The organism is Rhodoplanes sp. P11 (assembly GCF_964266735.1).
Taxonomy (GTDB): Bacteria; Pseudomonadota; Alphaproteobacteria; order Rhizobiales; family Xanthobacteraceae; genus Rhodoplanes; species Rhodoplanes serenus.
Window position 1 is genome coordinate 334,670 of sequence record NZ_CAXWGY010000016.1, and the last position, 19,237, is coordinate 353,906.

Here is a 19,237-nt window from a genome sequence, read left to right on the forward strand (position 1 = left end):
GGTCGGTCCGATGCGCCAGGGGTCGAAATTCCAATCTCACTTCTTCTTGCCGAAGCCCGGGAAGCCCTGGAAGCGGCCGCCGAGCCCCGGCAGGCCGGGGAACTTGGCGCCGAGGCCGGGCAGCGGCGGTGCGGCGGGCGCGGCCGGCTTGGCCGCCGGCGCGGCCGGCTTGTCGTCCTTGTCGTCGGGGCCGGACACCAGCGGGGTTCCGGGCGGCACCCCGGGGATGCCGGGCGGTGCCAGCGGCACATCCGGCAGGCCACCGGGTGGCAGACCGCCGGGCAGGCTGCCGGGCGGCGCGCCGAGGATGCCGGGCATCCGGTCGGCGAGCTTCTCCAGCTCCTGCGGGCTCGGCATGCCGCCGCCGAAGCCGAGCGCATTGGCGAGGCCGGCCATCGGGCCGCGCTTGCCCGAGCCCATCTGCTTCATCATGTCGGCCATCTGGCGGTGCATCTTGAGGAGCCGGTTGATCTCCTCGACCTTGGTGCCGGAGCCGGCCGCGATGCGCTTCTTGCGGCTCGCCTTGAGGAGATCCGGAGTGCGGCGCTCCTTCGGCGTCATCGAGTGGATGATGGCGATCTGACGCTTGATGATGCGGTCGTCGACATTGGCGGCAGCGATCTGGTTCTTCATCCGGGCGATGCCGGGCAGCATGCTCATCATGCCGCCGAGGCCGCCCATCTTGAGCATCTGCTCGAGCTGCTCGCGCAGATCGTCGAGATTGAACTGGCCCTTGCGCAGCCGCTCGGCGGTGCGCCGCGCCTTCTCGGCGTCGATGGTGGCGGCCGCCTTCTCGACCAGCGAGACGATGTCGCCCATGCCGAGGATGCGGTCGGCGATGCGGGCCGGGTGGAACTCCTCCAGGGCGTCGAGCTTCTCGCCGACGCCCATCAGCTTGATCGGCTTGCCGGTGACGGCGCGCATCGACAGCGCGGCGCCGCCGCGGCCGTCGCCGTCGACGCGGGTCAGCACGATGCCGGTGAGGCCGACCCGCTCGTTGAACGAGCGGGCGAGGTTGACGGCGTCCTGGCCCGTGAGGGCATCGGCGACCAGCAGCACCTCGTGCGGCTGCGCCGCCTGCTTCACCTCGGCGACTTCGGCCATCATGGCCTCGTCGAGGGTGGTGCGACCGGCGGTGTCGAGCACCACGACGTCGTAGCCGCCGAGGCGGCCCGCATCGAGGGCGCGGCGGGCGATCTGCACCGGGGTCTGGCCGGGGACGATCGGCAGGGTCTCGACGCCGACCTGCTGGCCGAGCACCGCGAGCTGCTCCATGGCGGCCGGACGGCGGGTGTCGAGCGACGCCATCAGGACCTTGCGCTTGTGCAGGTCGGTCAGGCGCCGGGCGATCTTGGCCGAGGTCGTCGTCTTGCCCGAGCCCTGGAGACCGACCATCAGGATCGGCACCGGCGAGGGCGCGTTCAGGTCGATCGGGTCGGCGGTCGCGCCCAGGGTCTCGATGAGCTGATCGTGGACGATCTTCACGACCATCTGGCCGGGCGTCACCGACTTGATGACCTCGACCCCGACGGCGCGCTCCTTCAGCTTGTCGATGAAGCCGCGCACCACGTCGAGGGCGACGTCGGCCTCGAGCAGCGCGCGGCGGACCTCGCGGGCGGCAGCGTCGACGTCGCCGGCCGTCAGGGCGCCGCGCCGCGTCAGCCGGTCGAGGATGCCGGACAGCTTGTCGGAAAGACCGTCGAACATGCGCCTGCCTGTTCCTGTCTCGTTCTATCTCGTTCGATCGCGTTCCTGTCCGTCACCCCGGCGCGCCGGGACGGCGCATCGGGACGGCTCCAGACAGACGGCTCCGGACCGACCGCTCCAAACACCTGTGGCGCCCGAGGGCGCATCGCGCTGTCGGGCGTTGGCCTCCGGCCTCGCGGGCCGGTCGGCGGATCGGAAACTCGGCTCTGGTCGAGAGCGGGCGGACCCTACTCCGGCCCGTCCGGTCAAGTCAAATGGCCCCGTTCAGGCGACGCCCGTCCTACAGCGCCTTGTCCCGGACAAAGCACGTCCCGGACAAAGCGCGTCGGGCCACAGGGCCGAAGCGCCGCAGAGCCGGGACCCAGGACCTCTTGGATCGTACCTCGTCGCCCTGGTCCCGGTTCGCGGCGCATGCGCCGCGCCCGGGACACGGATGCGGTGCCGCGAAGAAGAAGCCCTTGAGAAGCACCCGCCCCCGGTCGGGGTGCCGTCCGAGTTTCGAACGAGCCTTGAGCCAGAGACGATGCTACTCCAGCGTCGAGCCGGCCTCGCCGAGCGGCGAGCCGCGCAGCGGCCGCGCCCCGACCCGCTCCAGGATCGAGATCACCTGACCCATCGGGCCGACCGGCACCTCGCGCCCCTCGTGGGTATGGGCCTCCTGGGCCACGAACGCACAAGCCATCGCCAGATCGGTCCGGGTGGCCCCGGTGGCGATGATCTCGGCCACGGTGGCGTCGTCCACCGGATGCACCACCGCCACCACCTCGTCGCGCGTCAATTCGGACATTGTCACCTCCGGCACACCCGCGTCACCGACACCCGCCGCGTCTTGTAACGGACGGTCGATCACCTACGTTCCCTGCACCGGCCGCAGCTTCGCGGTCCTGCCATAGAGATGGGGCCGTGCGGTCGACTCGTCGAGGTCTGCTGATCGGATTGTCGAGCCTCGCGGCCGCTGCCGCGACGCTGGTGACGGCCCGCGCCCGGGCGGCGCGGTTCTACGACGGGCCGCTGAGCGACCATTTCGACGGCACCGTGTTCCGCGACCCGCATGGCGCCGCCCCCAAGAGCATCGGCGACCTGGTGCGCTGGTGGGGCACCCGCGGCGGCGAGCCGTGGCCCGACCGGGCGCCGAGCCCGTTCGTCGACCGGCCGCCGCCGCGCGTCGAGGGCACCGGGCTGCGCATCGCCTATGTGGGCCATGCGAGCTTCCTGGTGCAGACCGCCGGTCACAATCTGCTGATCGACCCGGTGTGGTCGGAGCGCGCCTCGCCGTTCGGCTTCGTCGGGCCGAAGCGCGTCAACGACCCCGGCATCCCGTTCGACGACCTGCCGCCGATCGACACCGTGCTGGTGTCGCACGGCCACTACGACCATCTCGACGTCGACACTCTGTCGCGGCTGGCCGCCGCGCATCGCCCGCGGGTGATCACGCCGCTCGGCAACGACGCCGTGATGGCGGCGCACGATCCGGAGATCGGCGCCGAAGCCTATGACTGGCACGACCGGGTGGAGCTCGCTCCCGGCCTCGCCGTCACCCTGGTGCCGCTGCGGCACTGGTCGGCGCGCGGCGTGCTCGACCGCAACAAGACCCTGTGGGCCGGCTTCGTGCTGGAGACGCCGGCCGGCCGCATCTACCATGTCAGCGATTCCGGCTATGGCGACGGCTTCCGCTTCCGCGAGGCGCGCGACCGCTACGGGCCGTTCCGCCTCGCCATCCTGCCGATCGGCGCCTACGAGCCGCGCTGGTTCATGCGCGACCAGCACATGGACCCGGCCGAGGCCGTGCAGGCGTTCCAGGACTGCGGCGCCGAGCTGGCGCTCGCCCACCACCACGGCACCTTCAAGCTCACCGACGAGGCGATCGACGCGCCCGTCCGGGATCTCGCGGCCGCCTGCCGGGCGGCCGAGATCGGCGCCGACGTGTTCCGGGTGCTCAGGCCCGGCGAGGTGTGGGCGCTGTAGGCGCGGTTTCGGAGCACGCGGGCCGACCCGGCCGATGGCAACGGGGCCGGCTGATCCGCTATCGCAACGGGACGTAGACCTCGATGACCAGCTTGTCCTCCGGGGTGGTCAGCGGGTCGGTCACATAGACCTCGACGAACTGGTCCTGCGCCTCCAGCCCCTTGTCGTCGAGCTGGTTGGTGATCGCCTCGTAGGTGGTGTCCATGCCGTCGTAGGAGCCACGGTGGACATATTTCAGCGCCTTGCCGGAGGGCGACTCGCCGACCGCCAGATCCCCCTGCGGGGCCGGGCTCGGGGCCTTCTCCACCGGGACGCCCGCCTTGAACTTGAAGCCGGAATCGTCGGTCGAGGTGTAGATCGTCATGGCCGGGCCGGCGGCCGTGAGGCCCTGCTTCTGGAGGAAGCCGTTCACCGCCCGGATGGCGTCCTGGATGCTCTCGAAGGCGCGGTCCCAGGTGGCCTGGCCGGACACGTAGACGATGGTCTTGGGGGCGAGGACGACGTCCTCGCCGAACACCTCGCCGGCGGTCGCCGGCGGCGCCGCCGCGGCCGGCGCAGACGTGGCGGGCGGTGAAGCAGCAGGCGGTGAAGCAGCGGGCGGGCTGGCGGCGGGCGGGCTCGCGGCCGGCGCATTGCCCGCGGCGGGCGCACCGCCCTGCTGGGCGAGGGCGAGCCCGGAATGCCACAGCGCAGCCACCGCGGCGAGGCCGGCGAGGGTCGCCACAAAACGGGAAGGTCGCATCGCGATGCTCCTGTCGGTCCTCTCGTCGCCCCACGGATAGAGCACGGCCCGGATGAACGGAAGCCCAACGCGCAGGCAGCCCAGCCGTTCGCGGGCGACGCGCCGCCGCACCCTGAACGACCGGCGCCATCGCGGCGCCACAGCCCCGCCGGCCGGCACTCGCCCGGCGCCCGACTCGCCAAGCCGGGGCGGTTTCCCATATAAGCCCCCGACGCGGCCGCTCCGGCCGCACCGCGAACCCCCGACCATGAGCGCGCTCGCCAACCACCCCTTCGTCAAGATGAACGGCCTCGGCAACGAGATCGTGGTGGTCGACCTGCGTGGCGCGCCCGCGCAGCGCGCCGGTGGCGCGCCGGGCGCCGGGGCGGCGCCGCTGTCGCCCGCGGAGGTGCGCGCGGTGGCGCGCCCGGAGGGCGCGCCGTTCGACCAGATGATGGTGCTCTACCCGCCGCGCACGCCCGGCACCGACGCCTTCGTGCGCATCTACAACAGCGACGGCTCGGAGGCCGGCGCCTGCGGCAACGGCATGCGCTGCGTCGCCGACGTGGTGTTCGCCGCGACCGGCAAGACCGCCCTGACCTTCGAGACCCGCGCCGGGCTCCTCAACGCCTGGAAGGGCGCCGAGCCGCTGGTCTCCACCGTCGACATGGGCGCTCCGCGGTTCGGCTGGCGCGACATCCCGCTCGCCGAGGAGTTCCGCGACACCCGCGCCATCGAGCTTCAGATCGGCCCGATCGACGCGCCGGTGCTGCACTCCCCCTCGGTCGTCAGCATGGGCAACCCGCACGCGGTGTTCTGGGTCGACGACGTCATGGCCCACGATCTCGGCCGCTTCGGCCCGATGCTGGAGAACCACCCGATCTTCCCGGACCGCGCCAACATCTCGCTCGCCGCCGTCACCGGGCCGGATCACCTGACGGTGCGCACCTGGGAGCGCGGCGTCGGCCTCACCCGCGCCTGCGGCTCGGCCGCCTGCGCGGCAGCCGTCTCGGCCGCCCGCACCGGGCGCACCGGACGGCGCGTGCGCGTCACCCTGCCGGGCGGCGATCTCGTCATCGACTGGCGCGAGCGCGACGACCATGTGCTGATGACCGGCCCGGTCGAATACGAGCGCGAGGGCCGCTTCGATCCGGCGCTGTTCGCCGCGGCGTCCGTGCCATGAGCGTCGACGTCGTCACCTTCGGCTGTCGGCTCAACACCTTCGAGTCGGAGGCGATCCGCCAGCGGGCGGAGGCCGCCGGTCTCGCCGACACCGTGGTGGTGAACAGTTGCGCCGTCACCGGCGAGGCGGTGCGGCAGACCCGGCAGACCATCCGTAAGCTCAAGCGCGAGCGGCCCGGCACCCGCGTCGTCGTCACCGGCTGCGCGGCGCAGACCGAGACCGCGACCTTCGTGGCGATGCCCGAGGTCGACCGCGTGCTCGGCAATGCCGAGAAGCTCTCCGACCAGGCGTGGCGCGAGACCCGGACCGTGCTCGCGGGCGCCGCCGTGGACCCGTCCGCTAAGGCCGCCGTCGACGACATCATGACGGTGAGGAGCGGCGCGGCGCCGTTGATCGACGCCATCGAGGGCCGCGCCCGCGGCTTCGTGCAGGTGCAGAACGGCTGCGACCACCGCTGCACCTTCTGCATCATCCCGTTCGGCCGCGGCAACTCGCGCTCGGTCGCCACCGAGGACGTCGTCGCCCAGGTGCGCCGCCTCGCCCGGCACGGCCACCGCGAGGTGGTGCTGACCGGCGTCGACCTGACCAGCTACGGCGCCGACCTGCCCGAGCGGCCGCGCCTCGGCACGCTGGTGAAGCGGGTGCTGACCGCGGTGCCGGAGCTGCCGCGGCTGCGGCTGTCGTCGATCGACTCGGTGGAGGCCGACCCCGACCTGCTCGACGCCATCGCGGACGAGCCGCGGCTGATGCCGCATCTGCATCTCTCGCTCCAGGCCGGCGACGACCTGATCCTCAAGCGCATGAAGCGCCGCCACACGCGGGCCGACGCCATCGCGTTCTGCGACACGGTGCGGCGGCTGCGCCCCGACATGGTGTTCGGCGCCGACATCATCGCCGGCTTCCCGACCGAGACCGAGGCGATGTTCCAGAACTCGCTCGACCTCGTCGACGCCTGCGGCCTCACCTTCCTGCACGTCTTCCCGTTCTCGCCGCGGCCCGGCACCCCGGCGGCGCGAATGCCGCCGGTCGACGGCGCCGCGATCAAGGACCGCGCCATGCGGCTGCGCCTGCGCGGCGAGGCGCGGCTCGCCCGTCATCTCGACGGCGAGATCGGCCACACCCGCCGGGTGCTCGCCGAGACCGCCGACAGCGGCCGCACCGAGCAGTTCACGCCGATCCGGCTGGTGACGCCGGCGGCGCCCGGCAGCCTCGTCGAGGTCACCGTGGCGGGCCACGACGGCCGCCGCCTCGTCGCCGCGTGAGCGGGCCGCGATGCGCACCGAGGCGGGCGAGACCTTCGCGACCACCTTGCGGATCGGCTTCGCCGAGGCGAGCGCCTTCGCGACGCTCGCGGGCGACCACAACCCGCTGCACCACGATGCCGCCTACGCGGCCGGCACCCGCTACAAGGGGCCGATCGTCTCCGGCCCGCAGATGGCGGCGCAGCTCATGGGCTTCCTGGCGAGCCATTTCGCGGCCCGCGGTGCGGTGATCGGTCACGACATCTCGTTCCGCTTCCACCTGCCGCTCGCGGTCGACCAGGACGTCACCCTGGAATGGACCGTCGACACGGTGACGCCGGCGCCGCATCTCCACAGCGACGTGGTGGTGCTGCGCGGCCGCATCCTCACCGCCGACCGCAAGGTGGCCACCTCCGCCAAGGCTCGCATCCTGATCGGGGACACGCCTTAGGGGCCTGTCGGAGTCTCTGAACGAGCCTCAATCGCGCACCATCGGCGGCTCGCCTTTCGCCAGCTCCTGAAGCCGCGCGCCGACCTCGTTCAGAATCCGTCGAAACGTATGCAGGTCGCTCTCCGGCACCGTGCCGAACAGCAGCCCGGCGAGCTGTGTCATCTCGGAGCGCATCCGCGCGACGGCCTGCTCTCCCTGCTCGGTCAGCACGATCACCACGGCCCGCCGATCGGTGGGATGGGCGGTTCGGCGAACGAAGCCGGTGGCCTCCAACGCATCGATCAGCGTGGTCACGTTGCGCGGCGTCACCTTCAGGACCTCGGCCAGCTCCCGCTGGGTCAGGCGCTCGGCGGTGCCGAGCTCCCACAGGACATGCGCCCTCGCCTCGGTCAGGCCGTAGCCGGCCAGTCCCCGCTGCATGTCGGCGGACATCAGCGACGTCACCCAGAGCAGCCGTGACAGAGCGTCGCGACACGCTTCTTCGTCATTGTTATTATGAATAATATTCACTATGTACACATCACCTTATGACCAGCCAGGATGAAGCCCGCCCATGCCAGCAACCGCAGACACGGCCCGGACGAGCGACCTGCCGCATGCCAACATCGCATTGGTTCAAAACGGTTTCTCCGCCCTGAGACGGAGGGATCTCGACGCCTGTGCGGCGCTCCTCGCGCCGGACTTCATCATAAACCTGGCCGGGATGCCCTTCCAGATGCGGGGCCCTGCCGCCTGGCGGCGGAATGCGGAGGTGCTGTTCGCGGCGTTCCCCGACGTCCAGATCCACGTCGACGACATCTTCGCGACCGGCGACAAGGTGGCGGTGCGCGCCCGCCTCACCGGCACCCACACCGGCCCGTTTCTCGGGAACCCACCCACCGGCAAGCGCTTCGAGTACCAGAGCAACGAGTTCTACCGCATCGCCGACGGCAAGATCGTCGAGGAGTGGATCTGCTCGGACATGCTCACGCTGATGACCCAGATCGGGGCCATTCCGGCGCGGCATCTGATGCTCATGTGGCTCGCCGGATTCCGCGTCTGGATCGCGGCCGGATTGGGCCTCGTCATCGGCGCCGCGCTGATGCTGCTGTGGCAGCTCGTCCGAGCCTGACGCGCGATGGGGCCGACGATGGGCAGCCTCGGAGCGGCCAAAGAACGATGACCCGACATCCGATGACCAGGCGGGCGGGCGCGACGCGATCGCGCCCGCCATCGCTTCGTCAGGCGGCCCACGCCGCCCCACCGTTCGCCGCGGCAGCGCGGCGATCGCGACGACGCTCGGGTCCCGCATAGCTGGGATCGTCGCCCTTGCGGCGGTCGAGCACGCCGGTGCGCAGGCTGTGGAAGAACCTGTTCACCTGGTCGGAGAGCTCTTCGGCCTGGCCGGCGAGATCGTCGGCCGCCGCCTTCACGGCGCCCGCCGAATGGCTCGCCGAGGCGACTGCCCCGCTCACCGCCTGGATGGTGCTGGCGAGCGTCGTGTTGCCCTGCACGGCGGTCTGGGCGCTGTGCGAGATCTCCTGCGTGGCCGAGCCCTGCTGCTCGACCGCGCCGGCGATGGTGCTGGTCACATGGGTGATGTCGCGCATGGCGGTGCCGATCTCGCGCACCGCCTCGACGGCGCTGCGGGTCGAGCCCTGGATGGCGGTCACCTCCTTGGCGATCTCGGCGGTCGCCTTGGCGGTCTGGGCGGCCAGCGCCTTGACCTCCTGGGCGACGACCGCGAAGCCCTTGCCGGCCTCGCCGGCCCGCGCCGCCTCGATGGTGGCGTTCAGCGCCAGCAGGTTGGTCTGCTCGGCGATGGCCTGGATCAGCCCGACCACGGTGCCGATCCGCTCGCTCATGGCGGCGAGCCCCTCGATCTCCGACACCGAGCGGCCGGTCTTGGCGTCGGCGGTCTGCACGACGCCCGCCGCCTGGCCGATCTGCCGGTCGATCTCGCGGATCGAGGCGGCCAGCTCCTCGGCCGCCGCCGCGACCGTCTGGGCACCGGCGGCCGCCTGCTGGGACACGCCGGTCGCGACCCCCACCTCGCTGGACGCCTGCGCGGCCGCGGTGTCGATCTCGCGGGCGCTGTCGCGCATGATGGCGGCGCTGTCGGTGACGGCGCGCAGCATCTCCTCGATCGAGGAGCGGAACGCCTCGACGGCCTCGTCGACCTTGCGGTTCTGCTCGTCGCGGATGCGCTCGCGCTCGTGCTCCTGGCGCTCCATCTCCTCGTGGGCTCGCTCGATCGCCTTGTGCTTGAACGTCTCCACCGCCTGCGCGATGGCGCCGATCTCGTCCCGGCGGTCGACCCCGAACACCACCACGTCAGCGTTGCCGTCGGCGAGCGCACGCATGGCGTCGGTCAGCTTGCGCAACGGCCGCCGGATGTGCAGCGCCGTCAGGTTGGCCGCCACCATGGTGACGAGCAGGATCAGGCCGACGATCAGGCCGGTGCGCTTGAGCATCGCCCAGGTGTAGTCGTCGAGGTGGTCGACATAGACCCCGGTGCCGATCACCCAGCCCCACGGCTCGAAGCCGGCCACATAGGAGAGCTTGGGCTTCGGCGACGCCGCCCCCGGCTTGAGCTGATCGTAGGCGACGAAACCGGCGCCGTGCCGCTTCACGGTGTCGACGAACAGCGGATAGAGCGCCCGTCCGGCGGCGTCCTTGATGCCGCCGACGTCGCGGCCGACCTGCTCGGGCCGCAGCGGATGCATCACCATCCGCAGCGTCATGTCGTTGATCCAGAAATAGTCGTCCTGACCGTAGCGGAGCGCCTGAAGGCGAGCCGCGGCCCGCATTTGGGCCTCGGAGAGCGTCACGGTTCCGGCCCGGTGCGCAGCCTCCTCGTCCTTCACGATGCTGAGCGCCAGCGCGGTCAGATTCTTCAGCTCGATCTTCTTCTGATCACGGACGGCCTCGATCACGTCGGAGGCGCCCAGAAGCGCGATGGCGACGAGACCGATGGCCCCGAACGCGATGACGGCATAGAGCTTGGCGCCCAGGGTGAGGGCGAGCCGCAATCTCGGCATGGTCAATGAACTCCTGCGGAAATCGATCGCCCTGTCGTACCGGACTACCATTAAGAATGCGTAAGGCTAAGCCGCCTTGGTATGAGAACTATCTAGTCGGGCAGGTTGCACGGGCGGGGAAGGCACGCCGACAGATAGCCGGCGCGACGATCGTGGGGCCGCCAAGAACTCGCGCGACCAAGAACTCTCACTGTCAAGAACTCGCTCAATCAAGAACTCGCGCGGCGCAGCGATCCCGGGTCGGCGCAGCGACCCGGGTCGACAACCGTCGTCAGAAGCGCGGCGTCAGAGTTCCGGGCTGGAGACGGACCGGCGCCTGGCGCAGGATCAGGCTGTCGAGCGTGGGATTGTCGCGCGGCGCCGGCGGGACGCTGCCGCGACGGCGCACCACCGGCGGCGCCGGGGCGGGCTCGACCCCCATGATGGCCTTCCCGGGCTCACCCGGCTTCGGTCGGGCGGTCCGATCGCCCACGATGACCACCTCGACCGGCTGGGCGGTCGGCTTGGGCGCCACCGCCACGGTCAGACGGTGGGTGCCGACATGGGTGCCGCCGGCCCCGAACTCGGCCACCACCGGCACGATCGAGTAGCCGAAGCGGGCATTGCCGTTGACGGTGACCTGGAACTCGATGGTGTAGCTCAGGCCCGCATGGTCCTGCGGACGGCTGCGAAGGGCGTTCAGCGTGGTGGTGAGCCAGGCCGCGAGCCCCAGCCCCGTGTCGGACGGATCGGGACCCGGGCGACACCCCGGATGGCGGAGCTTGACGGTCGGGATGTCGGTGTAGAAGTCCAGGTGGGCGTTGCTGGTCTTCTGGTTCTGGAGCCCCAGGCTGGGGGTGAGCGTCACCCCGGTGACGGCGACCGGCAGGGTCCAGGCCACCCTTCCGTCGGCGCCATAGGAATCCACCAGGGTCAGGTCGAGGGCCGACTTGGCCCCCCAGGTGGCTCCGTCGAAATTCGGCAGGGCCGGATCGGCGGCGGCCGCCGCCAGCTCGCATTCGATGGCGCGGACGACCTGCTTCACCTCCACCTGCCGCACCCGGTTGACCTCCGGCAATGTAGCGCAGCCGGCCAGCAGGCCCCCGGCCACCAACGATACCAGCCCTCGTACTGTCATCTCCGCCCCCGCGGTTGTCACAACCGCGGACGATGACACAACCCAGAGATGGTGGAGTACGGTTTTACTAGGCCAGGCGAAAGTTGCACGCCTGTGTCGCGCCGCTGCCACACTACACGTGATCGGCCGTTCCCGGGGCATGCAGGGTCGCGGCGGCGCGGGCCTCGCCCAGCGCACCCCCCTCCCCGGGCCAGCCGCAGGCGGCGAGACGGGCGCGCAGATGCTCCGGCACCGGCGCGGCGACCCGTACCGGCGGCTTCGACTTCGCCAGCGGCACCACGATCTCGCGGGCGTGCAGGTGCAGCCCCGGGCCGCCGAAGCGGGGGCCGTGGCCATAGATGGCGTCGCCGAGGATCGGATAGCCCTGCGCGGCGCAGTGGACGCGGAGCTGGTGGGTGCGGCCGGTGAGCGGCGACAGCGCCAGCCAGGTCAGCGCCGGCCCGTCGCCTTCGGCCGAGCGGCCCAGCACCCGCCAGGTGGTGACGGCGGGCTGGCCGTCGGGATCGGGCTTCATCCACCAGCCGCGGGTCTCGTCGAGGCGACCGAGCGGCAGGTCGATGGTGCCGGTGTCGGACGCCGGGCCGCCCTCGACCACCGCCCAGTAGGTCTTCTGCACCTCGCCGTGCTTGAACAGGAGCCCCAGATGAGCGAGCGCCTTGCGGTGGCGCCCCAGCACCAGGCAGCCCGAGGTCTCGCGGTCGAGCCGGTGGGCGAGCGCCGGCGGCCGCGGCAGGCCGAAGCGCAGCGCGTCGAACCAGTTCTCCAGACAGTCGCCGCCCTTGGGGCCGCGATGGACCGGCAGCCCGGCCGGCTTGTCGATCACGATCATCAGCCCGTCCCGGTGCAGGACGCGCCGAACCATCTCTTCCGGTGTCATGCGGAAAGCTGCTATCACGACGCCCGACATGACCGATAGCACCGATCCCCAAGACACCGGCAACGACACTGGCAGCGATGCCGGCAGCCGCCCGAGCTGGTGGCGCCGCCTCTCCAGCGGCCTCAAGCGCACCTCCGCGTCGATCGGCGGCGCGATCGCCGATCTGGTCACCAAGCGCAAGCTCGACCATGCGGTGATCGAGGAGCTGGAGGAGGCGCTGATCCGCGCCGATCTCGGCATCGAGACCGCGGTGGCGATCGCCGGCAAGGTCGGCGAGGGCCGTTACGACAAGCAGGTCTCGGCCGACGAGGTGAAGGCGATCCTGGCCGAGGAGGTCGAGAAGATCCTGGTGCCGGTCGCCAAGCCGCTGGTGATCGACGCCGCCCGCAAGCCGTTCGTCGTGCTCGTGGTCGGGGTCAACGGCTCGGGCAAGACCACCACCATCGGCAAGCTCGCGGCCCGCCTCACGGCGGAGGGCCGCAAGGTGGTGCTCGCCGCCGGCGACACCTTCCGGGCGGCCGCCATCGAGCAGCTCAAGATCTGGGGCACCCGCACGGGCAGCCCGGTGATCGCCGGCGCCCAGGGCGGCGACGCCGCCAGCCTCGCCTTCGAGGCGCTGGAGGCCGCACGGACGCGGGCCGCCGACGTGCTGATCGTCGACACCGCCGGCCGGCTCCAGAACAAGACCGCCCTGATGGGCGAGCTGGAGAAGATCGTCCGCGTCATGCGCAAGGTCGACGCCACCGCGCCCCATGCGGTGCTGCTGGTGCTCGACGCCACCGTCGGCCAGAACGCGCTGTCGCAGGTCGAGGTGTTCTCGAAGATCGCCGGCGTCACCGGCCTGGTGATGACCAAGCTCGACGGCACCGCGCGCGGCGGCATCCTGGTCGCCGTCGCCGCCAAGTTCGGCCTGCCGGTGCACTTCATCGGGGTCGGCGAGGGCGTCGACGATCTGTCGCCGTTCGCCGCCAAGGATTTCGCCCGGGCGGTGGCGGGCATCGACGGATAGGCGGCGCCTCCTCGACCGCTCGTCCCCGCGAAGGCGGAGACCCAGGAGCGCTACGGCACGACGCCCCTGGATGCCCGCCTGCGCGGGCATGAGCGGAGTGCTGGGACGCGCAGGGTGCCTGCGCCCGTCAGCCCGCGATCAGTGCCTTGTAGCCGGCTTCGTCCAGTAACGCGTCGACCTCGCCCCGGTCGGCGATCTTGATCTTGAACAGCCAGCCCTTGCCGGTCGGGTCGGAGTTGACCAGCCCCGGCTCCTGGGTCACCGCCTCGTTCACCTCGGTGACCTCGCCGGCGACCGGCGCGTAGATGTCGGACGCCGCCTTGACGGACTCGACCACGGCGGCCGCCGTCCCCTGGGTGAAGGTGCAGCCGACCCCGGGCAGCTCGACAAAGACGAGGTCGCCGAGCTGCTCCTGGGCGTGGTCGGTGATGCCGACGGTCGCGACGTCGCCGTCCAGGCGCAGCCACTCGTGGTCCTTGGTGTACTTCAGCATCGCGGGTCTCCGGAGGGTCAGGATCGCGTCTCGTCAGGATCGCTTGTAGCGGGGCGGCACGAAGGGCAGCGCCGCGACCCGCACCGGCAGGCGCTTGCCACGGACGTCGGCGAACAGGACGGTGCCTACCGCCGCCGCCGCGACCGGCACATAGCCCATCGCGACCGGCGCGCCAATGCTCGGGCCGAAGCCGCCCGACGTCACCACCCCGACCGGCTCGCCACCGTCCGCCGCGCCGAACAGGGCCGCCCCCGCCCGCACCGGGGCGCGCCCCTCCGGGGCGAGGCCGACCCGCCGCCGCGCCGCGCCGTCCGCGAGCTGGCGCAGGATGACGTCGGCACCGGGAAAGCCGCCTGCCCGCACGCCGCCGGTGCGCCGCGCCTTGGGGATGCTCCATTCCAGCGCCCCCTCCACCGGCGTGGTGCCGGGATCGAGGTCGCTGCCGTAGAGGCAGAGGCCGGCCTCCAGCCGCAGTGAGTCGCGGGCGCCGAGCCCGACCGGCTGCACCGCCGGATCGGCGACGAGCGCCTCGCACAGCGCCACGGCGCGGTCGGCCGGCACGCTGATCTCGTAACCGTCCTCGCCCGTGTAGCCGGAGCGCGACACCAGGCAGGCGGCCCCCGCGAGAGTGAGCCGCCGCACGTCCATGAAGCGCATCGCGGCGGCCTCGGGCGCGAGCGCCGCCAGCACCGCCTCGGCCTTGGGTCCCTGCACGGCGATCAGGGCACGATCGGCGAGCGGCTCGACCGCGCAGCGCCCGGCCAGCCGCTCGCGCAGATGCGCCAGGTCGGCGGCCTTGCGGGCGGCGTTGACGACGAGCACGAGGTGGTCGCTCTGGTTCGACACCATCAGGTCGTCGAGGATGCCGCCGGTGTCGTCGGTGAACACGGCGTAGCGCTGGCGCCCGGGCGGCAGTGAGACGATATCGGCCGGCACCAGCGTCTCCAGCGCCAGGGCCGCGTCCTCGGCCCGGCCGGACGGCGCCCGCAGCACGATCTGGCCCATGTGGGAGACGTCGAACAGCCCGGCGGCCGCGCGGGTGTGCAGGTGCTCCTGGAGGATGCCGGCGGGATACTGCAACGGCATCGCGTAGCCGGCGAACGGCACCATCTTGGCGCCGAGGCGGCGGTGCAGGGCGTCGAGCGGCGTGAGCGCCAGGGTAGCGGTATCGGAGGGGTCGGTCATGGCAGTCCCGGGGAGCCCGGGCAGCAACGGCGGCGCGGGCGCGCGCACTGTGCGAGAAGCGCCCGGGACTGGCAAGCCGCGAGCGGCGCCACGATGCCGGCGCCACGATCTCGACGCCGGACACTCGACCCGCGGCCGCCGCGACGGCGGCCGGTTTCGCGCGTGGCCGGCATGCGCCCGAATCGAGACGCCCGCGCCTGGAATTGATCCGGACGCGCATGGACGGTCTCGCCGATCGATGAAAGCATGTCGTCGCCTGCATCGGTAGCGATGGCGCCAGAGCCGTCACCGACCCTCCCGCCTGAACGACATTTCATCCGCGCGCGGCGGCTCCCCGCCGTGGCGCGGTGGCGGACAGGATCGGCACGACAACGACCGAGCGGGCGAGGAGGAGACAAAATGCCCCCACCCGACCCCGATCCGGCCCTCGGCCGGATGCAGCGCAAACGCCTGTCCCGCCGCTCCTTCCTGGCGACCGCCTCGACCGGCGCCGCCGGCGCGGCGATCGCCGGGACCGCCGCGGCCGGCACCCTGGCCGACGTGCCGGAGCGGCTGCCCGGCGCTCCGGTGGGCGCCCGCAGCGCCCGCTCGCCGCATGTGGATCTCGGCCGCATCCCGGAGGCGACGCCCGGCCGGCGCAATCTCGCGCCGGAGGACGCCATCAACTCGAAGACGCCGCTCCACAAGCTGGTCGGCGTGGTGACGCCCTCGGATCTCCACTACGAGCGCAGCCATTCCGGCGTTCCCGATCTCGACCCGGCCCAGCACCGGCTGCTGGTGCACGGCATGACGAAGAAGTCCCTGGTGTTCACCATGGACGAGCTGTGGGCGATGCCGTCGGTGTCGCGCATCGCCTTCCTGGAGTGCTCGGGCAACGGCTGGGAGAACTGGAAGGCGGCCGACGAGACGCTGACGGTCCAGCACACCCACGGCCTGATCAGCACCCACGAATGGACCGGCGTGCCGCTCTCGGTGCTGATCGATCTCGTCGGCAAGGAGCGCGGCTCGACCTGGATGCTCGCCGAGGGTGGCGACGCCACCGGCCTCGCCCGCAGCATTCCGCTCACCGACGAGATCATGAACGAGACGATCGTCGCCTACGCCCAGAACGGCGAGCCGCTGCGGCCGGCGCACGGCTACCCGGTGCGGCTGCTGATCCCGGGCTGGGAAGGCAATCTCAGCATCAAATGGCTGCGCCGGCTGAAGTTCGGCGATGCGCCGTTCATGACCCGCTGGGAGACGGCGCGCTACACCAGCCTGATGGCGAACGGCAAGGCCAAGCAGTTCCAGCTCCGCCAGGAGATCAACTCGGTGATCACCGCGCCGTCCGGCATGATGGAGATCCGGCCCGGCTACAATCGCATCACCGGCCTCGCCTGGAGCGGCCACGGCAGCATCGTGCGGGTCGAGGTCAGCACCGACGGCGGCCGCACTTGGGCCGACGCCACCCTCAACCGGCCGGTGCTGCCGAAGGCGCAGGCGCGCTTCCATCTCGACTGGCGGTGGGACGGCAAGCCGACCAAGATCGTCAGCCGCTCGACCGACGACAAGGGCCACGTCCAGCCCGACCGCAAGACGGTGATCGGTGAGATGGGGACCAACGCGCTGTTCCACTACAACGCCCAGCAGACCTGGAGCATCGACGCCGCCGGGAGGGTGCGCAATGTCCTGTCGTAACTCCCTCCTCGCCGTCGCGAGCGCCGCGATAGCGGCCGTCGCCCTCGCCGGAGCGGCCAGCGCCGGCGCCCTGGAGTTCGGGCGGCCGGCGAGCCCCGACGAGATCGCCCTGTGGGACATCGACGTCAGCCCCGACGGCCGCGGCCTGCCCAAAGGCAGCGGCACGGTGGCCCGCGGCAAGGCCGTCTATGCCGAGCAGTGCGCCGCCTGCCACGGCACCGACGGCACCGGCGGCCTCAAGGACCGTCTGGTCGGCGGCCAGGGCACCCTCGCCTCCGACAAGCCGGTCAAGACGGTGGGCAGCTACTGGCCCTATGCCACGACGCTGTTCGACTATGTGCGCCGGGCGATGCCGTATCAGGCGCCGGGAACGCTCGGGGTGGACGACACCTACGCGGTCTCGGCCTATATTCTGAGCCTGAACGGGATCGTGGCCGGCGACGCCACCCTCGATCAGGCGAGCCTGCCGCGGGTCGTCATGCCGAACCGAGATGGCTTCGTGCCCGAGCCCGAGTTCCGGAACGTCACCAACTCCCGCTAGGGACTGGGGTCCGGGCCGCAGCGGGCGCGGTGCCGCAGCCGGCGCGAGACGCGCAGCGGGACCGACCGCCGGCCACCCGGCCGGCGGAGCTTCGGATCGCACGAGCGAGACCGGCGGGGCGGGCAGGCGGAAGCAGCCTGCGGCGGCCTCGCCGCGGCTCGCCGAGGAGACGGCATGGACCAGCATGCGGCCCGTGACGGCCTGTCCCGGCGACGACGGCGTCCGCGCGCGGGCGCGCCGGCCGAGGACGCGCCGTCCAAGCCGGCGGTCGGGACGCCGCGACGGCGGGCCGATCCCCGGCCACCGCACGAGCAGGTCGATGTTCTCGGCGAGCTGATCACGCTCTGCGCCCTGCGCGGCTCGCTCGACCTGCGCTGCCAGATGGCGGGCGACTACCTGGTCGACCATCCCGCCTCGGCGGGCGGGGAGGCGGTGTTCCACATGGTGCTCGCCGGGAGCTGCCTGGTGTCGCCCGCCGACGGACCGTCCTTCGTCGCCGCGAGCGGCGCGCTCGTCCTGTTTCCTCGCGGCGGCGCCCATCGGCTCAGCAGCACGGCGCCGGTGCGGGGCCGGGCATGGCACAGCCGGGCGCCCGGCCTGCACGCCGCGCCCTGGCCGGCCGCGGACGTGGCCGTCGAGGTTGATCTCCTGTGCGGCCGGTTCCGCTACGACACCGCCGCCGCGCCGATCCTGTTCGACGCCCTGCCGGGTGCCATGCATGTGCCGGCGGACACCGGCGACGGCGGGGCCGGCCCGATCAGCCGGCTGATCCGGGCGGAGGCCGAGGCGGCCCGGCCGGCCGCCGTCGAGGTGGTCACCGCGCTGACGACGGCGCTGCTGGTGATGGCGCTGCGCCGCCATCTCGACACCCCGCAGCTCGGACCCGGCATGCTGGCGCTGCTCGCCGACCGCGCGCTGGCGCCGTCGCTGGTGGCCATGTTCGGCAGCCCGGCGCGGCGCTGGACGGTGGCGGCACTGGCGGCGCGGACCAACATGTCGCGGGCGACCTTCGCGCGCCGCTTCGCTGCGGTGGCGGGCCAGGGGCCGGCCGAGATCCTGCTGGCGGTGCGCTGTCATCTGGCCCTGGAGATGCTGCGGGCCAGCCGCCTGTCGGTCGGCGAGATCGCCGCCGCGGTGGGCTATCGCTCGGAATCCGCGTTCGGCAAGGCGTTCGCCCGGCGGATCGGCGTCACCCCGGCGCTGGTGCGCCGCCGATGGGCGCAGGGCGACCGCCGGGGAGCATCCCCGAGCGGCGCGACCGCGCCATCGCGGGGAGAACCTGCTCCGGCCTGATGCGACGCGCCCTGCGCCGCAGAGCTTCCGCCGCGGCGCCGACGCCGGCCTCCGCCGCGATGCCGCCTCCGCCCGCGTCTCCCGACCCGACTCTCAGAAATGCCCGAGGTCGTAGTCCTCGCAGGAGCAGCCGAACTGATCCAGCGCATCCTCCAGATGGTCGGGCAGCATCGGCTTCGCCAGGAGATAGTCGGCGGTGCGCTTGTTGTGGGCGCGCGCCGCCTCCTCGCGCAGATCGTCCCACTCCTCCAGCGAGGCGTCGCCGCGGCCGAGCCAGGTCAGCGCCACGAGATCCACCTGCTCGTCCTGATTGAGGGAGCGGATGAACGCCTTCAGCTCGCGATAGGTGGGATCGTCGCGCCGCGACTCGAGCGCCGACGAGGTGCCGCCGTCGCTGTCGGAGTCGTCGCCCGGCGCGGCGTCCTGCACCTCGAACTCGCGCGCCTTGAAGATGACGTAGCAGACCTTTTCGGGCGAGATGGTCAGAGTCGGCGCGGTGATCATGGCGAGCCCTTTCGCGGCCCAGCCCCATGTCGACGTCGAAACCGGCTCTCGACCTCCGTCAGCGTCGTCGACAGGCACCCGGCCGCATGCAACCCTTGAAAGATTATGGGGCGCAGGGCCACCAGCCTTGATCTGAGTCAACCAGCGGATGGCGGCCCTGCCGGACCTGGCCTTGACGGCGTTCGGCAAGTCTATTCAAGCTGCCCGCCCTTTCACGATCGACCGTTCCAGCACCGCACGAGGCAGGCGGCAC

The 19,237-nt window shown here is 71.9% G+C and carries 19 protein-coding genes; 9 read left to right on the forward strand and 10 right to left on the reverse strand.

Annotated elements, in window-relative coordinates:
* Positions 1 to 36: 36 nt before the first annotated feature.
* A complete protein-coding gene (gene ffh / locus ACFQUV_RS13285) occupies positions 37 to 1,707 on the reverse strand; it encodes a signal recognition particle protein (protein ID WP_129608450.1) in 1,671 nt (556 codons plus the stop codon).
* 526 nt (positions 1,708 to 2,233) lie between these two features.
* Entirely contained in the window at positions 2,234 to 2,494 is a 261-nt protein-coding gene (locus tag ACFQUV_RS13290; protein ID WP_129608451.1) for a hypothetical protein, read from the reverse strand.
* Positions 2,495 to 2,610: 116 nt separating this feature from the next.
* Here ACFQUV_RS13290 and ACFQUV_RS13295 point away from each other — a divergent pair, with 116 nt between their 5' ends.
* Entirely contained in the window at positions 2,611 to 3,672 is a 1,062-nt protein-coding gene (locus ACFQUV_RS13295; RefSeq protein ID WP_129608452.1) for an MBL fold metallo-hydrolase, read from the forward strand.
* Positions 3,673 to 3,730: 58 nt separating this feature from the next.
* Here ACFQUV_RS13295 and ACFQUV_RS13300 read toward each other — a convergent pair whose 3' ends face one another.
* Entirely contained in the window at positions 3,731 to 4,414 is a 684-nt protein-coding gene (locus tag ACFQUV_RS13300) for a GyrI-like domain-containing protein (protein ID WP_129608453.1), read from the reverse strand.
* Between the two features lie 247 nt (positions 4,415 to 4,661).
* Between ACFQUV_RS13300 and dapF the strand changes: the two genes are divergently transcribed.
* Genes dapF through ACFQUV_RS13315 form a run of 3 tightly spaced genes read left to right on the forward strand, consistent with a single transcriptional unit; the run spans position 4,662 to position 7,268 of the window.
* On the forward strand, positions 4,662 to 5,576 hold the full coding sequence (gene dapF / locus ACFQUV_RS13305) for a diaminopimelate epimerase (protein WP_129608454.1): 915 nt from the start codon (positions 4,662 to 4,664) through the stop codon (positions 5,574 to 5,576).
* A complete protein-coding gene (gene mtaB, locus ACFQUV_RS13310) occupies positions 5,573 to 6,838 on the forward strand; it encodes a tRNA (N(6)-L-threonylcarbamoyladenosine(37)-C(2))-methylthiotransferase MtaB (protein ID WP_129608455.1) in 1,266 nt (421 codons plus the stop codon). Before dapF ends, mtaB begins: the two co-directional genes overlap by 4 nt.
* 10 nt (positions 6,839 to 6,848) lie before the next feature.
* Complete coding sequence (locus ACFQUV_RS13315; protein WP_129608456.1) at positions 6,849 to 7,268, forward strand: MaoC family dehydratase; 420 nt, start codon at positions 6,849 to 6,851, stop codon at positions 7,266 to 7,268.
* Between the two features lie 27 nt (positions 7,269 to 7,295).
* Here the strand turns inward: ACFQUV_RS13315 and ACFQUV_RS13320 are convergent, their stop codons facing one another.
* Entirely contained in the window at positions 7,296 to 7,700 is a 405-nt protein-coding gene (locus ACFQUV_RS13320) for a MarR family winged helix-turn-helix transcriptional regulator (protein WP_129608457.1), read from the reverse strand.
* A gap of 121 nt (positions 7,701 to 7,821) precedes the next feature.
* Here ACFQUV_RS13320 and ACFQUV_RS13325 point away from each other — a divergent pair, with 121 nt between their 5' ends.
* The gene (locus ACFQUV_RS13325) at positions 7,822 to 8,379 is read left to right on the forward strand and encodes an ester cyclase (protein ID WP_129608458.1); all 558 of its coding nucleotides are present in this window, start codon (positions 7,822 to 7,824) and stop codon (positions 8,377 to 8,379) included.
* A 109-nt stretch (positions 8,380 to 8,488) separates the two neighbouring features.
* Here the strand turns inward: ACFQUV_RS13325 and ACFQUV_RS13330 are convergent, their stop codons facing one another.
* The 3 genes from ACFQUV_RS13330 to ACFQUV_RS13340 all read right to left on the reverse strand — a co-directional run bounded on the left by ACFQUV_RS13330 (position 8,489) and on the right by ACFQUV_RS13340 (position 12,282).
* Complete coding sequence (locus ACFQUV_RS13330; RefSeq protein ID WP_165363830.1) at positions 8,489 to 10,288, reverse strand: methyl-accepting chemotaxis protein; 1,800 nt, start codon at positions 10,286 to 10,288, stop codon at positions 8,489 to 8,491.
* 271 nt (positions 10,289 to 10,559) lie between these two features.
* Positions 10,560 to 11,405, reverse strand: a complete 846-nt coding sequence (locus ACFQUV_RS13335) for a hypothetical protein (protein ID WP_129608460.1) — start codon at positions 11,403 to 11,405, stop codon at positions 10,560 to 10,562.
* Between the two features lie 112 nt (positions 11,406 to 11,517).
* A complete protein-coding gene (locus ACFQUV_RS13340; RefSeq protein WP_129608461.1) occupies positions 11,518 to 12,282 on the reverse strand; it encodes an RluA family pseudouridine synthase in 765 nt (254 codons plus the stop codon).
* A 28-nt stretch (positions 12,283 to 12,310) separates the two neighbouring features.
* Here ACFQUV_RS13340 and ftsY point away from each other — a divergent pair, with 28 nt between their 5' ends.
* A complete protein-coding gene (gene ftsY, locus ACFQUV_RS13345) occupies positions 12,311 to 13,291 on the forward strand; it encodes a signal recognition particle-docking protein FtsY (protein ID WP_129608462.1) in 981 nt (326 codons plus the stop codon).
* A 127-nt stretch (positions 13,292 to 13,418) separates the two neighbouring features.
* Here ftsY and gcvH read toward each other — a convergent pair whose 3' ends face one another.
* Entirely contained in the window at positions 13,419 to 13,784 is a 366-nt protein-coding gene (gcvH, locus tag ACFQUV_RS13350) for a glycine cleavage system protein GcvH (RefSeq protein WP_129608463.1), read from the reverse strand.
* A gap of 33 nt (positions 13,785 to 13,817) precedes the next feature.
* Entirely contained in the window at positions 13,818 to 14,969 is a 1,152-nt protein-coding gene (gene gcvT, locus ACFQUV_RS13355; protein WP_129608464.1) for a glycine cleavage system aminomethyltransferase GcvT, read from the reverse strand.
* A gap of 399 nt (positions 14,970 to 15,368) precedes the next feature.
* Between gcvT and soxC the strand changes: the two genes are divergently transcribed.
* From soxC to ACFQUV_RS13370, 3 genes are all read left to right on the forward strand, one after another.
* Positions 15,369 to 16,646 (forward strand): sulfite dehydrogenase, encoded by a 1,278-nt coding sequence (soxC, locus tag ACFQUV_RS13360; protein ID WP_244601513.1) that lies wholly within the window; start codon positions 15,369 to 15,371, stop codon positions 16,644 to 16,646.
* Positions 16,633 to 17,187, forward strand: coding sequence for a c-type cytochrome (locus ACFQUV_RS13365; RefSeq protein ID WP_129608465.1), 555 nt, complete (start codon positions 16,633 to 16,635; stop codon positions 17,185 to 17,187). The genes soxC and ACFQUV_RS13365 overlap by 14 nt, the downstream gene beginning before the upstream one ends.
* A gap of 174 nt (positions 17,188 to 17,361) precedes the next feature.
* Positions 17,362 to 18,480 (forward strand): AraC family transcriptional regulator, encoded by a 1,119-nt coding sequence (locus ACFQUV_RS13370; RefSeq protein ID WP_129608466.1) that lies wholly within the window; start codon positions 17,362 to 17,364, stop codon positions 18,478 to 18,480.
* A gap of 93 nt (positions 18,481 to 18,573) precedes the next feature.
* Here the strand turns inward: ACFQUV_RS13370 and ACFQUV_RS13375 are convergent, their stop codons facing one another.
* Positions 18,574 to 18,984 carry a DUF3775 domain-containing protein gene (locus tag ACFQUV_RS13375; protein WP_129608467.1) on the reverse strand — a complete coding sequence of 137 codons (411 nt, stop codon included), beginning with the start codon at positions 18,982 to 18,984 and terminating at the stop codon, positions 18,574 to 18,576.
* Positions 18,985 to 19,237 lie beyond the last annotated feature (253 nt).